The sequence below is a fragment of the Stakelama pacifica genome (genome assembly GCF_004361835.1).
GTDB classification, from domain to species: Bacteria; Pseudomonadota; Alphaproteobacteria; order Sphingomonadales; family Sphingomonadaceae; genus Sphingomonas; species Sphingomonas pacifica.
The window spans coordinates 490,371-504,376 of the sequence record NZ_SNWD01000002.1 but is presented as its reverse complement, the minus strand read 5'-3'; the positions used below and the strand labels follow the sequence as shown (position 1 = coordinate 504,376).

General features: G+C 67.2%; 15 protein-coding genes. All 15 read right to left on the bottom strand.

From position 1 onward, the window contains the following. The gene (gene trbJ, locus EV664_RS05575) at positions 1–759 is read right to left on the bottom strand and encodes a P-type conjugative transfer protein TrbJ (RefSeq protein ID WP_133494665.1); all 759 of its coding nucleotides are present in this window, start codon (positions 757–759) and stop codon (positions 1–3) included. Further along, a complete protein-coding gene (gene trbE, locus EV664_RS05570; protein ID WP_133494664.1) occupies positions 756–3,191 on the bottom strand; it encodes a conjugal transfer protein TrbE in 2,436 nt (811 codons plus the stop codon). The genes trbJ and trbE overlap by 4 nt, the downstream gene beginning before the upstream one ends. Next, complete coding sequence (locus EV664_RS05565) at positions 3,188–3,457, bottom strand: VirB3 family type IV secretion system protein (RefSeq protein ID WP_133494663.1); 270 nt, start codon at positions 3,455–3,457, stop codon at positions 3,188–3,190. The genes trbE and EV664_RS05565 overlap by 4 nt, the downstream gene beginning before the upstream one ends. Further along, complete coding sequence (locus EV664_RS05560; protein ID WP_133494662.1) at positions 3,457–3,789, bottom strand: TrbC/VirB2 family type IV secretion system protein; 333 nt, start codon at positions 3,787–3,789, stop codon at positions 3,457–3,459. The genes EV664_RS05565 and EV664_RS05560 overlap by 1 nt, the downstream gene beginning before the upstream one ends. Further along, positions 3,786–4,724, bottom strand: coding sequence for a P-type conjugative transfer ATPase TrbB (trbB, locus tag EV664_RS05555; RefSeq protein ID WP_188656373.1), 939 nt, complete (start codon positions 4,722–4,724; stop codon positions 3,786–3,788). Before trbB ends, EV664_RS05560 begins: the two co-directional genes overlap by 4 nt. Positions 4,725–5,381: 657 nt before the next feature. Beyond that, on the bottom strand, positions 5,382–5,945 hold the full coding sequence (locus tag EV664_RS05550) for a TetR/AcrR family transcriptional regulator (protein WP_133494660.1): 564 nt from the start codon (positions 5,943–5,945) through the stop codon (positions 5,382–5,384). Continuing rightward, positions 5,942–6,901, bottom strand: coding sequence for an SDR family NAD(P)-dependent oxidoreductase (locus EV664_RS05545; protein WP_133494659.1), 960 nt, complete (start codon positions 6,899–6,901; stop codon positions 5,942–5,944). The genes EV664_RS05550 and EV664_RS05545 overlap by 4 nt, the downstream gene beginning before the upstream one ends. A gap of 136 nt (positions 6,902–7,037) precedes the next feature. Beyond that, complete coding sequence (locus tag EV664_RS05540) at positions 7,038–7,466, bottom strand: ribbon-helix-helix domain-containing protein (RefSeq protein ID WP_133494658.1); 429 nt, start codon at positions 7,464–7,466, stop codon at positions 7,038–7,040. A gap of 9 nt (positions 7,467–7,475) precedes the next feature. Next, positions 7,476–9,449, bottom strand: a complete 1,974-nt coding sequence (locus EV664_RS05535; RefSeq protein WP_133494657.1) for a conjugal transfer protein TraG — start codon at positions 9,447–9,449, stop codon at positions 7,476–7,478. 14 nt (positions 9,450–9,463) lie between these two features. Then, positions 9,464–11,224, bottom strand: coding sequence for a relaxase/mobilization nuclease domain-containing protein (locus EV664_RS05530; RefSeq protein ID WP_133494656.1), 1,761 nt, complete (start codon positions 11,222–11,224; stop codon positions 9,464–9,466). A 238-nt stretch (positions 11,225–11,462) separates the two neighbouring features. After that, the gene (locus tag EV664_RS05525; protein ID WP_373287489.1) at positions 11,463–12,128 is read right to left on the bottom strand and encodes a lytic transglycosylase domain-containing protein; all 666 of its coding nucleotides are present in this window, start codon (positions 12,126–12,128) and stop codon (positions 11,463–11,465) included. A 190-nt stretch (positions 12,129–12,318) separates the two neighbouring features. Next, positions 12,319–12,654: a DUF736 domain-containing protein gene (locus tag EV664_RS05520; RefSeq protein WP_133494654.1), complete on the bottom strand. Its 336-nt coding sequence runs from the start codon at positions 12,652–12,654 to the stop codon at positions 12,319–12,321. Positions 12,655–12,690: 36 nt separating this feature from the next. Continuing rightward, the gene (locus EV664_RS05515; protein WP_133494653.1) at positions 12,691–13,236 is read right to left on the bottom strand and encodes a S26 family signal peptidase; all 546 of its coding nucleotides are present in this window, start codon (positions 13,234–13,236) and stop codon (positions 12,691–12,693) included. After that, positions 13,233–13,739, bottom strand: coding sequence for a DUF2840 domain-containing protein (locus EV664_RS05510; RefSeq protein ID WP_133494652.1), 507 nt, complete (start codon positions 13,737–13,739; stop codon positions 13,233–13,235). The genes EV664_RS05515 and EV664_RS05510 overlap by 4 nt, the downstream gene beginning before the upstream one ends. Then, entirely contained in the window at positions 13,736–14,002 is a 267-nt protein-coding gene (locus EV664_RS05505) for a helix-turn-helix transcriptional regulator (RefSeq protein ID WP_015459426.1), read from the bottom strand. Before EV664_RS05505 ends, EV664_RS05510 begins: the two co-directional genes overlap by 4 nt. Between the last annotated feature and the right edge of the window lie 4 nt (positions 14,003–14,006).

Below are 14,006 nucleotides of genomic sequence, written 5' to 3'. Positions count from 1 at the left end.
TCAGTCGTGGAACATGCTAGCGTTGCCCGGCTGGTAGCCGGTGGATCGCGTCAGGAAGCGGCGTCGCCGTTCGCGGCTTTCGGCCTCGACCGCCGCGTTGCGCGCAGAATCCAGCGCCTGCGCCCGGCCCTGCGCCGCGAGCAACGCCGTCAGGTCCGCGAGTTGCTGCGATTGCAGCGCGAGAAGCTGATTGCCCGCCTGTGCGGCCTGGAGCGCGCCGGTTGCTGACTGGCTGGATGAGACCAGGCCATCCATCGTCGTGCGCGCGCCTTCGATGTTGCCGACCACGCCCGCCTGAACGCGCAGCGCGTCCTCGAACGCGCCGACGCTATCCTCCCAGCGCGCGTTGGCGTTGGCGACCATCTGCGCGTGGGTGCCGGTGAGCGCCGCGCCCTTGTAGCGGCCGTTGAACACCTGCTGGACGTTCTGCACGTCGTAGGCGATGCGCTGCGCTTCGCCGAGAAGTTGCTGGGTGCGCTGCACCTGTTGCTGCAATCGCTGGAGTGAACTGAACGGCAGCGATGCCAGATTGCGCGCCTCGTTCATCAGGCTCGTCGCCTGCTGCTGGATTTGCTGAATCTGGTTGTTGACCTGCTGGAGCGACCGCGCGGCCGTCAGCACGTTCTGCGCATAGTTGGTCGGGTCATAAACGATCCCGCCGAACTGAGCGTGCGCCGGTGTGGCGGCGGTGATGCCGATCATGCTCGAGGTGGCGATGGCGCCGGCCAGGATGGCACGGCGCAGGATAGCGGTCTTCATAACGGTAACTCCTGCTGGCTGGGGGGAAGAAGCTCGACCGCCCAGGCACAGCCGCAATGGCGCAGCCATTCGGCGGCGAAGCGCTCGCGGCCGTGGGTCTCGACCAACTCGGCGATGCGGAGCTGATCGGTCTTGGAAGAAGCGGCGGCGAAGGCCAACGCGACCTCGCCCAGCCCTAACTCGAACAGCCGGTTGCCGCGCCGCGATTGGCAGTAGTAATCCCGCTTGGGCGTCGCCCGGCTGAGGATTTCGATCTGGCGGGCGTTGAGACCGAACCGCTCGTAAATGACGGCGATCTGCGGCTCGGCCGCGCGCTCGTTCGGCAGGAAGATGCGCGTCGGGCAGCTCTCGATGATGGCCGGCGCGATGCTCGACGTCTCGATGTCGGCGAGGCTCTGCGTTGCGAAGACGACGCTGGCGTTCTTCTTGCGCAGGGTCTTCAGCCATTCGCGGAGCTGCGCGACGAAGTCGGGGCTGTCTAGGACCAGCCAGCCCTCATCAATGATGATGAGCGTGGGCGAGCCGTCGAGCCGATCGCCGATGCGGTGGAACAGATAAGACAGGACCGCCGCGGCCGATCCGGCGCCGACCAGACCCTCGGTCTCGTAGGCTTGCGCATTGGCCTCGCCGATGCGTTCGGCCTCGGCGTCGAGCAGCCGGCCCCATGTCCCGCCGATGCAATACGGTGCGAGCGCCTGCTTGAGCTGCTGGCTCTGCAACAGGACGGCCAGCCCCGTGAGCGTGCGTTCGCTGATCGGCGCCGATGCCAACGAGCCGAGTGCCGACCAAATATGCTCCTTGGCCTGGGGATCGACCGCGACGCCTTCGGACGCGAGGATCGCCGCCAGCCATTCGGCCGCCCAGGCGCGTTCTGCCGGATCGTCGATGCGGGCAAGCGGCTGGAGCTGGACGCCGTCGCCGGCCTCGTCGGCGAGCATCCCGCCGAGATCCTGCCAGTCGCCGCCCATGCCGATCGCGGCGGCGCGGATGCTGCCGCCGAAGTCGAACGCGAAGACCTGGGCATTCTCATAGCGGCGAAACTGCATCGCCATCAGCGCGAGCAGCACCGATTTGCCGGCGCCGGTCGGGCCGACGATCAGCGTGTGGCCGACGTCGCCGACGTGAAGGGAAAACCGGAACGGGGTCGAGCCTTCGGTCTTGCCGTAGAGCAAGGGGGGAGCACCGAAATGATCGTCCCGTTCCGGCCCCGCCCATACCGCTGACAGGGGGATCAGGTGGGCGAGATTGATGGTGGAAATCGGGGGCTGGCGGACGTTGGCGTAGGTGTGGCCGGGAAGACTCCCCAGCCATGCCTCGATCGCGTTCATCCCTTCGGGAAGACACGTGAAGTCGCGGCCCTGGATGACCTTCTCTACCAGCCGCAGCTTCTCGGCGGCGATGGCCGGATCACGGTCCCATACCGTCACCGTCGCGGTGACATAGGCCATCCCGGCATAGTCGGCGCCCAGCTCCTGCAAGGCGGTGTCGGCGTCGGCGGCCTTGTTCGAGGCGTCGCTGTCGAGCAGCGTGCTCGCCTCGTTGGTCATCACCTCCTTCAGGATGGCCGCGACCGACTTGCGCTTGGCGAACCACTGGCGACGGATGCGGGTCAGCAGTTTGGTCGCGTCGGTCTTGTCGAGCATGATCGCCCGCGTCGCCCAGCGATACTCGAACGCGAGCCGGTTCAGCTCGTCGAGCAGGCCGGGGAAGGTGACGCTCGGAAATCCCGTGATCGTCAGCGTGCGGAGGTGATGGTCGCCAAGCTTCGGTTCGAGCCCGCCGGTGAGCGGCTCGTCGGCCAACAGCGCGTCGAGGTGCATTGGCGTTTCCGGCACCCGCACGCGCTGGCGGCGTGTCGAGACGGTGGAATGAAGGTAGGTGAGCGTCTCGGCGTCATCGAGCCAGCGCACTTCGGGCACGAAGCCTTCGACCAGGTTCAGCACGCGATTGCTGCGATCGTTGAAGCCCTTGAGCAACTCCCACGAATCGACGCCGCTGGTTGAACGACCCTCATAGAGCCAGCCTTCGGCGCGCGCGGCTTCCTCGGCGGGCGGCATCCACAGCAGTGTCAGATAATAGGCGCTCTCGAAATGCGCGCCTTCCTCACGGAACTGTTCGCGCCGCTCCATGTCGATCAGCGCCGACACGGGATCGGGAAATTCGGCGTCCGGGTAGTCGAGCGCGGGCGCTCGCCGCGCCTCGACGAAGATCGCCCAGCCCGAGCCCAAGCGGCGCAGTGAGTTGTTGAGCCGAGCGGTGGTGGCGACCAGCTCGGCGGGCGTCGCCGAATCAAGGTCCGGTCCCCGGAAGCGCGCAGTGCGCTGGAACGAACCGTCCTTGTTGAGCACGACGCCTTCGCCGACCAGCGCGGCCCAGGGCAGGAAGTCGGCAAGGTGTGCCGCCTTGTTGCGGTATTCGCGCAAGCTCATCATGGCTGCATCCAGCTCGGGTAGCGGAGGTGGCGGCGGGCCACGTCCACGAATTGCGGGTCACGGCGCGCCGCCCAGACTGACAGGGCATGGCCGATCGCCCAGATGACGAGGCCAGCGATCCAGAGGCGCAGGCCGAGGCCGATCGCACCGGCCAGCGTGCCGTTCACGATAGCGAGCGAGCGCGGAGCGCCGCCGAGCAAGATCGGCTCGGTCAGCGCCCGGTGGACGGGGGCATAGAAACCCGCGATCGGCTCCGCGCTCTCCATCAGACCAGCGCCCCGCCGCCGAAGCTGAAGAACGACAGGAAGAAGGAACTGGCCGCGAACGCGATCGACAGGCCGAACACGATCTGGATCAGCCGACGGAAGCCGCCGCTCGTATCGCCGAACGCCAGCGTCAGGCCGGTCACGATGATGATGATGACCGCGACGATCTTCGCCACCGGCCCCTCGATGGATTCAAGGATCGACTGGAGCGGGGCTTCCCACGGCATCGACGATCCGCCCGCATGAGCCGGGACGGCGAAGGTCAGCACGATCACGCTGGCGGTGGCGGTAAGCATGGCGCGGCGTGCGCCACGCCGGATGGCATGGATCATGGCAGGTCTCCTGGCTGGGGTTGGGAAAGCGAGATGACGCGGTAGTCGCCGGTGACGGGGTCGAGCCCTTCGACACGGGTCAGCTCGGCGAGGCGGCGGCCGTGTCCGTCGCGGACCAGCACGGCGATGAGGTCGATGGTCTCGGCCAGCAGAGCGCGGGGGACCGTGATGACGGCCTCCTGAATGAGCTGCTCCATGCGGCGGAGGGCCCCGAGCGCCGTGCCGGCATGGATCGTGCCGATGCCGCCGGGGTGGCCGGTGCCCCAGGCTTTGAGGAGATCGAGCGCCTCCGCGCCGCGCACCTCGCCGATGGGGATGCGATCCGGGCGCAGCCGCAGAGAGGACCGGACGAGATCTGACAGCGAGACGACGCCGTCCTTGGTCCGCATGGCGACGAGGTTGGGCGCGGCGCATTGCAGCTCGCGCGTGTCTTCGATCAGGACGATGCGGTCGGTGGTCTTGGCGACTTCGGCCAACAGCGCATTGACCAGCGTGGTCTTGCCGCTGCCGGTCCCACCCGCGACGAGGATGTTGTCGCGGGTTTCGACACCGTGCCGCAGCGCCTCAGCGTGAGCTGCCGACATGATGCCGGCCGCCGCATAATCGTCGAGCATGAATACCGCGACGGCAGGTTTGCGAATCGCGAAGGCAGGCGCGGCCACTACCGGGGGCAAGAGCCCCTCGAACCGCTCGCCTCCTTCCGGCAGCTCGGCCGAAACGCGCGGGGATCGGGCGTGAACCTCGACGCCGACATGGTGCGCGACCAAGCGGACGATGCGTTCGCCGTCGGCCGCGCTCAGCAGCTCGCCGGTGTCGCTGATGCCTTCTCCGAGCCGATCGACCCACAACCGGCCGTCCGGGTTGAGCATGACTTCGATGACGGCTGGGTCGTCGAGCCAGGTGACGATCGACGGCCCGAGCGCGGTGCGCAGCATCCGCGCGCCGCGTGACTTCGCCTCGGATCGGATCGGTTGAACGGTCAAGGATCGGCCCCTGGATTGGGCCGGGCGAACCGCCGCCCGGCGTCAGGAGCACATCAAGAGAGCCAGAAATCCGGCCGGTGCAACAGATAGTCGAAGGTGTAGTAGAGTCGGCGGCTTATACTTACAGGCTGCGGTTAATGCCGACGGTAATCGCTAGGCTGTCGGTCTGGGTTACGGGGTCTTGGGTAAGGGAATCCGGCGAGCATCGGTAGAAAATCTCTTGATTCGCTACGCGAGAATTCGCGAATTACCGGAAGAATTCCAATCGCAGGCGATCGCTGCCATCGTCCGGCGGGCAACTTCGCTCAGCAACCTGATCAGGTCTAATGCGTCGGACACGATCTTACATAGGGAAGAAGGCGACGCGGAACGTGCTGGCTGAACGGCAACCGATGCGCACGACAGCCCGAGCGATCCCGCTTCCTCCTTGACGTGGCAAATTCTTCGCCTGCGCGATGTGCCAACCGAGCAGATATTCTATCGGCGCAACGCCGCCTTCGCAGGTCCACGACCGTGCAAGTCTCCAGGGCATTCATGCATTGCAAACTGCCCGTCCGAAACGCTTCAGAATGGCCTAGGCAGGGCTTCTCAGGTAAAACCTCGCCAGTCTCACCGCGAGAATAGGCTGACCATCAGCGCCATGTTCTCCTCGATGGTCGGCAATCCCTTTTCAGCGTGAAGCTGGCCCTGGGCTTCCAGAAGAACGAGGCCGTGCATGGCGGCTAGCAGCAGGCTGGCGAGGCTCTTTGTCGGCGCGTTGGGCAGAGCTTTCGCGCATTTGCATTCATCGACCAGTGCCATGATCTCAGCGAGACAGGCCGAGCTGCACGCCTGCAGATCAGGATTTTTCTGGGCAAGCGTCGGTGCGCCGAAAACCAGTCGATACCGCGACGGCCGCAGGCGACTGAACGCAATCAGGGCGCCGATGGCGGTCAGCAGTTTGACCTTGGGCGCCTGCTCCGACCCGCGTATGTCGGCGAAGTTGGTCGTAAGCGTCTCAAGGTCAGCGGCAGCGACGGCGGCCAGCAGGGCATCCCGGTTCGTGAAATGCTTGTAGGGGGCATTGTGCGAAACCCCGGCCGCATGACCGACGGCCCGCAGGGTGACGGCCTGTTCGCCGCCCTCATCCAGCAGGTTCGCCGCGGCCTGAATGAGCGTGTTACGGGTGCTCATTTCAGGCGCTCGGGCTCTTCGTCCGAGCCGACCCCCACCAGCTTTTTCGAATCGCGCCAGAGCGCCAGAGCCAGTTCCTCGTCGTATGACATCGCGGCCGAACGTCTCTCGCCAAGGACGCCGTCCTTCCACTGATAATAGCGCCCCGACCCGACATTCTTCGCGGTAGCGAGACCGGCAAGCGCATGGCCGGACTGGACCAGATCGCCGAGGGTTAGACCCATCCGCCGCATCAGCCAACGGACTGGCGGCGATCCGATCATTGCCCGCGCCGGTCCCGGCAGGTCCCTCAGCAACCCGGTTTCCGCAATGGCGCCCGGATCGTAGGCGATGGAGGAGATACCGAGACCCGCAGCCCTCAGCCGCCGGTGGAGCTCGTAGGCATGCAGCACGGTGCAGAGCTTAGAAGTTGTATAGCGCGTGCCTCCGGAGAGCGGTTTATTTCCGTCCAGTCCCGTCTTCGCCAAAGCGAATGCGTCCGGCCTTACCGCGCGGCCGATGAACTTGCCGTCGGCCGTATCGGGATCGTGCGTCCCGCTGGCGGTGAATACCACGCGACCATCCTCTTTGAGGCTATCGAGCAGCAACTGGATCAGCAGGAAATGGCCGAGATAATTGGTGGCGAAGGTCAGCTCATAGGCGTCCCCGGTGTAGGTGGGGTCGCCGCGGAATGTCGCTCCGGCATTGCACAGAATTGCCTGAAGCCGACTGATCGCGCCTCTTTCCATCATCTGGCGGCATTGCGCGGCTGCTGTGCGGACCGAGCCCAGCGACGAGACGTCCAACTCGACGGCGGCCACCTTCACGCCCGCGCTCGAGCGGATCGACGATGCAGCCGCTTCAAGCTTCGCAGGGTTCCGGCCTGCCAGAACCAGATCGATACCCTGTGTCGCCAGCCGCTTGACGCATTCGAAACCGATGCCGCTATGCCCGCCAGTGATCAAAATTGTCGACATGTACGGACCTTTTGGTTGACCTCGTCAACCAAATATAGATGAAGGTTGACGTCGTCAACCTGGGGCGGCGCGTTATCGGCTCTCGGGTCGAGTTGGCGCGAATGCATCGTCGCGGCTTTTGCTTATTACAATCCAATTATCGCTGTGGCTCGCCGGGGTGCTTCAGCCAAACATCCTCCGGGATTTCATTCATCAGACTCTTGCCGCTCGCGTAACGCCGGCCGAGCGTTTCGACGAAGCCTTCATAGCGCTTGCGACCCTTCACCTGAGCTGCGGCCTGCTCCTCGTCGGGCAGTTGCGGTGTCACGGACAGCCAGAAACGGACGAACAATGTGAGCGCTTCGGTCGTCAGCCCGGTGTTACGCTCCAGCCGCTGGACTTGACGCGACAAGCGGTCGAGCCGCCGCGCGAACGCGGCCTCCATCCGATCGGCGCCATCCGGCGATAGGTAGGACGCCACTGCCGCCTCCACGATCGCCGAGCGCGAGATGCGCCGCCTGATAGCCAGCTCGTCGATCTGCTTGGCGAGCGCAGGCGGGAAGTAGACGTTGAGCCGGGTACGCATGGCAGCCTCCTACAATTCGATGCCGTCGCCCGGATCGAGCGACGCCTGACGCGCAATGCCCTGCATCCGGCGACGCACGGCCGCCTGCCGAGCCGCGTCGTCCTGCTCGTCGTCGACGATCGAAAACTCCTGCGCCGCAGGCGCCGGGGTTTCCGGCACGATGGCGACATGCTCGGGCAGCTCCGGTTCACGGCGCAGCCCGCCATTGGCGGCGTCCTCGGCGTCGCGGATGATCCGTGCGACCTGCTTCGGATCGGCGACGACCTGCCTCCCGGTCCAATCGTCAGGACGGATCGCAGCGGCCGGGGACGCTGGCGCCTGCATGATCCGCTCGGACAGGCGGCGGTCCTGAAAATAGCGCGCCTTCTTCGCGCGGATCGGATGGACGCCCGCCACCATGACGATCTCGTCGTCGGGCGGGAGCTGCATCACTTCGCCGGGGGTGAGGAGCTGGCGGGCGGTCTCTGACCGCGACACCATCAAATGCCCGAGCCAGGGCGAGAGACGATGCCCAGCATAATTCTTCATCGCCCGCATCTCGGTGGCGGTGCCGAGCGCGTCCGACACGCGCTTGGCGGTGCGCTCGTCGTTGGTGGCGAAGCTCACGCGGACATGGCAGTTGTCGAGGATCGCGTTGTTGGGGCCGTAAGCCTTCTCGATCTGATTGAGCGACTGCGCGATCAGGAACGCCTTGAGCCCGTAGCCCGCCATGAACGCCAGGGCGGACTCGAAGAAGTCGAGTCGGCCGAGCGCGGGAAACTCGTCGAGCATCAAGAGCACGCGATGGCGGTTGCCCTTCGGGGTCAGCTCCTCGGTCAGCCGGCGCCCGATCTGGTTGAGGATGAGGCGGATCAGCGGTTTGGTGCGCGAGATGTCGCTGGGCGGCACGACTAGATACAGCGTCGCCGGCCGATCGCCCTCGACCAGATCCGATATGCGCCACTGGCAGGCCCGCGTGACCTGCGCCACGACGGGATCGCGGTATAGGCCGAGGAACGACATGGCGGTGCTCAGCACGCCCGACCGCTCGTTGTCCGACTTGTTCAGCAACTCGCGCGCGGCGCTGGCGACGACGGGATGCACGCCCGCGTCGCCGAGGTGCCGCGCCGCCATCATCGCGGCCAGCGTCTGCTCGATGGTGCGCGCCGGGTCGGACAGGAAGCCGGCGACGCCGACCAAAGTCTTGTCAGTCTCCGCATAGAGGACGTGGAGGATGGCGCCGACCAGCAGCGAGTGCGAGGTTTTTTCCCAGTGATTGCGGCGCTCGAGACTGCCTTCGGGGTCGACCAGCACATCCGCCACATTCTGCACGTCGCGCACTTCCCACTGGCCTCGGCGCACCTCCAGCAGCGGATTGTAGGCGGCCGATGCGGCGTTGGTCGGATCGAACAACAGCACGCGGCCGTGCCGCGCCCGGAAGCCCGCCGTCAGCGTCCAGTTCTCGCCCTTGATGTCATGGACGATCGCCGACGCCGGCCAGGTGAGGAGCGACGGCACGACCAACCCGACGCCCTTGCCGCTGCGGGTCGGCGCGAAACACAGCACATGCTCGGGGCCGTCGTGGCGGAGATAGTCGCGGGCGAGCTTGCCGAGCACCACACCGTTCGGCCCGAACAGCCCGGCGCTGCGAACCTCGCGCTCCGTCGCCCAGCGCGCAGACCCGTAGGTCTCTGCGTTTTTCAATTCACGCGCGCGCCAGACCGACATACCGATAGCGACGGCGATCGACACGAACCCGCCCGATGCGGCGATGAACGCCCCGGTCTTGAAGATGTCGGGCGCATAGGCGTCGAACGAGAACCACCACCAGAAGAAGGCGGGCGGCGGATAGACGGGCCACTCGCCGAGCACGAACCAAGGCGGCCCCAATTCCGGCTGATAAGCGAGCGCCGCGGCAGTCCATTGGGTCGCACCCCAGACCGCGGCGAGCACGATCAGGAACACGGTGATGACCTGGCCCCAGAGGATCTTGGTCGCGGACATAAATTCTCCTGTGGTTAGAGGCCAAGGCCGCGCTTGCGGCCGAGCGTCCAGTCGATGCCGCCGCCGGCGCGGACGATGCCGGACACCTGACGGCCGAGCTGTTGTTCGAGGGTGCTGGCCCACGGCACGAGCCGGAAGCCGAGCCCGTCGTCGATCATGGCGAAGCGGCCTGACGCGAGCGCGAGGCGCTGGCGCACGACGCCGGCGATCTTCTCGCCGGACGCGGCGGGGCGATAGGCAAGCCCGGTCTCCCCCGCAAACTTCGCCCCAATCGCGTCCAGCTCGCGCTTGCGGAGCGTGTCGAGCATCCCGCGCTCGAACACCGTCCGCTCACCGAAGCGGCGCGCCAGCCCTTCGCGGACAAGATGGTCGGTGCGCGCGTCCATCGCGCGGCGCACCTCGGCACCGAACCCGCCGTCCGCAACGCTGGCGCCACGCTCGATCAGGCGATGGTCAAGCCAGGTCGCGCCGGGCGCTTTCACCTGCGCGGCAAGGTCTATGTCCGACCGCGTGGCAAGGATCAGCGTCGGCTTCTCCTCGCCGGGCCGGCCGACGCCGCGCAGCTCGACGATGCCGCCGAGCTTGGGGCTATGCTCCAGCGCCTCGATGCCCGGCAGGCGAACATGGTGGGTGCGCCCGTCCGTGCCGTCGATCACGGCATAGGCCGTGCCGGTCAGCTCGTCGTGCAAGCCCTTGTCGATCAGCCGGCCCGCGATCGGCTTTTCGGGCGCGCGAGTGACGACGGCGTAGCTGTCGAGCGGCCGGTCCTGCCCGCGATCCTTGAGCGCCGCGCCGATCGTGCGGATGATGTCGCCGCGCGTGCCCAGTTCGCGCAGCTTCGCCGCCGCGCCCTCCGCCACCGCCCACTGGCCGGTATCCCCTTCGGTTGCGAGCCCCATCGTCTCCAGATGCTGCAAGCGCCCGACCATCAGACGGCGGAGGCGCGGATCGTCGGGACCGGGCCGCTCGGGGCGTAGGTCGATCACGCCCAGCTCGTCGGCGGAACGCTGGATCTCGGTATCGAGCCGGGTCCAGCGTTCCGCCGTCACCTCACGGTCGAGCGCGCGCTGCACCTCATGTTCGGGCTTCGGCCCAAGCTCGGCGAAGGCCAGATCTTGCGCGCGCGAGCGGAGATTGTGGCTGATGTAGTCGCGGGAGATGACGAGATCGGCGCCCTGATCGGTAACGCCGCGCACAAGCAGATGGACGTGCGGGTTGTCGGTGTTCCAGTGATCGACCGCGACCCAATCGAGCCGCGTCCCAAGGTCCACCTCCATCTGCCGCATGAGGTCGCGCGTGTATTCGCGCAGGTCGGTCAGCTCGGCGGCGTCCTCGGGCGACACGATGACCCGGAAATGATGCCGGTCATCCTTGCACCGTTCGGCGAAACCGCGATCGTCGGCGTTGTCGCCAGCCGCGTCGAACATGCGGGTCGGCGAGCCGTCGCGGGTGACGCCTTCGCGCTTCAGATAGGCGACGTGTGCGGACAGTGGCGCCGAGCGCCGGCCGCCCCGGCTGCGGGTGGTCACGGGCAGCATCTTGACCATGACGCGCCGGCCCGAGCCGAACAGGCGGCTGCGGGCGAACGCGGTGCGTCCCCGCCCGAAGGTCGATTGCGCGCCCCGGCGCGCTCCGATGGCGCCGCCGCGCCGGCCGCCGCTGTGGATCGCGGCAACGCGCAGCACCTCGGCGACCAGGCCGCGCGCGTTGCGGCCCTGCGCCTTGCTGCGCTTGGCCTTGCCCGGCCGGACGCGGAACTCGCTGTCCTCGCTCACGGCCGGGCCGCCATCGGCCGAAAATGGCCTATGGTGCCATTCGAGGCGTTGTTTTTGCTGGCTTTTCCCTTCCGCGCGGCACGCGCGCCGACCGACGCCCCCGCGTGAAGCCGCGGAAAAGCCTCGGCTTTTCGGCTGAACGGGGCGCTGCTTATATCTTGCCCTCGTCTGTCCCTGCCGTTTTCCTCCTCCCCAGCCACTTTGCTGCTTCGGACGGATGAAGGGAGCGACAGGCCGATCATTGCGGTCGGCCCGCGCGGGCGCGGGACACGAACAGCGTGTCGCGCGCCACATTCGGCGACGGATCGGTCGTGCGACCGCCGTCAGATTCTACACTGCCCGAGGGCGTTTCCGGCGCGGTTTCGCCGCTGCCGGACTGCACGCCAACTGCATCTGATGCGGCGCTCCCCGTGCGGACAAACAACGCGGCGCGACGCCAGGCGAACGGATCAGGCGGCGAGCTTACCGCCACCTCCACAGCGCCCGAGCCGCCAGTGATCGGCGCGAGCTGGGCGAGATAGCCGACCGTCTCGGCAGGCAGGGGTCGGCCGCGCGACACGAAGTCGTCGTAGCGGCCCGGTCCCGCATTATAGGCCGCCAGCATCGCGCTCGCGTTGCCGTAGCGGTCGTACATCTCGCGCAGATAGGCCACGCCCGCCATGATGTTGTCGCGTACGTCGAACGGATCGGGACCGAGGCCGTAGCGGCTGCGTAGTCCCGCCCAGGTTGCGGGCATAATCTGCATCAGGCCCGTTGCTCCGGCGCGCGACACGGCGCGGGCATTGCCGCCGCTCTCGACGCGCATCACCGCCCATATCCACGCCTCGGGGATGCCGAACCGACGCGCGGCCTCCGCGACATGATCGGCATAGGGATGGACGGCCGATGATCGCGCGGCCGGCATATCCTGAGCCGTCGCAGGGGCAGACGCCGCGCCGCCGAACAGCAGGAAGACGGCAACCACGACCGCCGATCCGACTCCGCTCCGCCGACAGCCTGTCAGCGTGCTCGCTTCGGCCGGCCTGCGACCGAGCGGGACGGAGGGATGAGACGGTCTTCCCGCGAACAAAGGGATGATGAGGAAGCGCACGGGCTCAGTCCTGCTCGCGCGACTTCGGCTGACGGTTCCAGCGCAGCGACCAGGCCGATTTGTCGTTGCCATTCTGGAACAGCGCGGCGCGGAGCGGCTGCGCAAATGCCGGATCGTCGATGCGCAGCGAGACGTAATCGCCAGCGCGCTCGCCGCTTTCGTTCCAGCCGGCGCCGATCTCCGGCCCTTCGCCGCTGTCGCCACGGTGGACGCGCCAGTCCGGCGCCTTGTCGGCGTCGCTCGGCTCGGCCGGGACGATCGAGATACGGATGTCGAGCATCGCCGTCTCGATGATGCCTTCGTAGCCGTTGGCGGTGCGGAAGAAGCTGCCGATCTGCATAATGATCTCCTGTGGGTTGGCAGTTGGGAAAGCCGGTCAGCGCCAAGTGAGCGGCGCGGTCGGGGAGTCGCGGGTGAGGATCGGGACGGCGCGGCCGAGCACGGTCGAGGCCGGCAGCGGGCCGAAATAGCGGCCGTCCATGCTGTCGGCGTGGTCGGGATTGAGCATCAGCAGCTCGCCGGCGCGCAGCGTGCGGCAGCCCTGCCAGACCGGCAGCGGGCGGCCCATGCCGTCGGCCAAGCGAGCGACGACGACGGGCCGCGCATCGACGCTCACAACGGCGCCGATCCGGCACACCCGCTGCCCCGGCTTGGCCGCGACATGCTTCAACAGAGGCACACGCTCGCCGAGATAGCCGCGCGCCGCCAGCCACCGCGCCAGCGGCGCGGGCGGCGTCAAGGCGACCAGCGCGCCGTGCGGGGGATCGGACAACGGCTCGATCCGGTAGAACCCGATCGGTGCGCTCGCGCTGGCGTTCCAGACGAGGCGCGGGAGCGGGTCGAGCACCGCCACGGCTGCGAACGACGCGCCAAACAGCGACGCAACGGAGACCGTCACAATGACCCATCCACGGCGCGTCATCCTTCGATCTCCCGGCGCTTGAGCCAGGCGCGATGACGCTCCAGCGTGTAGGGACGCGGCTGCTGCCCGGCGGCGATGCGGTTGTGGACGTGCCACCAATGATCGGGTGCGGCGTCACAGGGATCGACGCCGGCGGCTTCGGTCGCGTCGATCGCGGCGAGCACTTGGGAAACCTTCGGCCAGCTTTCGATCTTGAGCAGGATGTCGCCGCCGGGCCGCACGAACGGCAGCGTTGTGAACGGCTCGCCGGTGCCGACCGCGCGCACGATGTCGATGCGGGAGCTAACCGTGCCGTAATCGTTCGCCGCCCAGCGGACGAACGCGAAAATCGCGCCTGGGCGGAAGCGGACGATGCGGCGTCGGCGGTCCACGATCTCATCCACCGCGATGCGGCCGAACCTGATCCAATGCTCGATCCGCTTCTCGATCCAGGTCAGTTCGACGCGTGTCATACCGTCGTCGGATGGTTGGCGGTGGCGCATGGGTGACGGCGGGACGCTCATCGCCGGCTCCGGGCGATGGCAGAATCCGCGCGCGGCATGAGGTCGTCCTGCCCCGGATCGGAGGTCGAATGCTTGATGCCGATGTCGGCCCAGGCGCGCAGGTCATCGACCGAATAGACGACGCGGCCGCCGATCCGCCGGTAGGCCGGTCCGGTCCCGAAATAGCGGTGCTTCTCAAGGGTCCGGCCGGAGAGGCCAAGAAAGCGCGCGGCTTCCGGCGTGCGCAGGAAGCGAGGCGGCAGGTTGGTGGGCGTATCGGACAAGTGA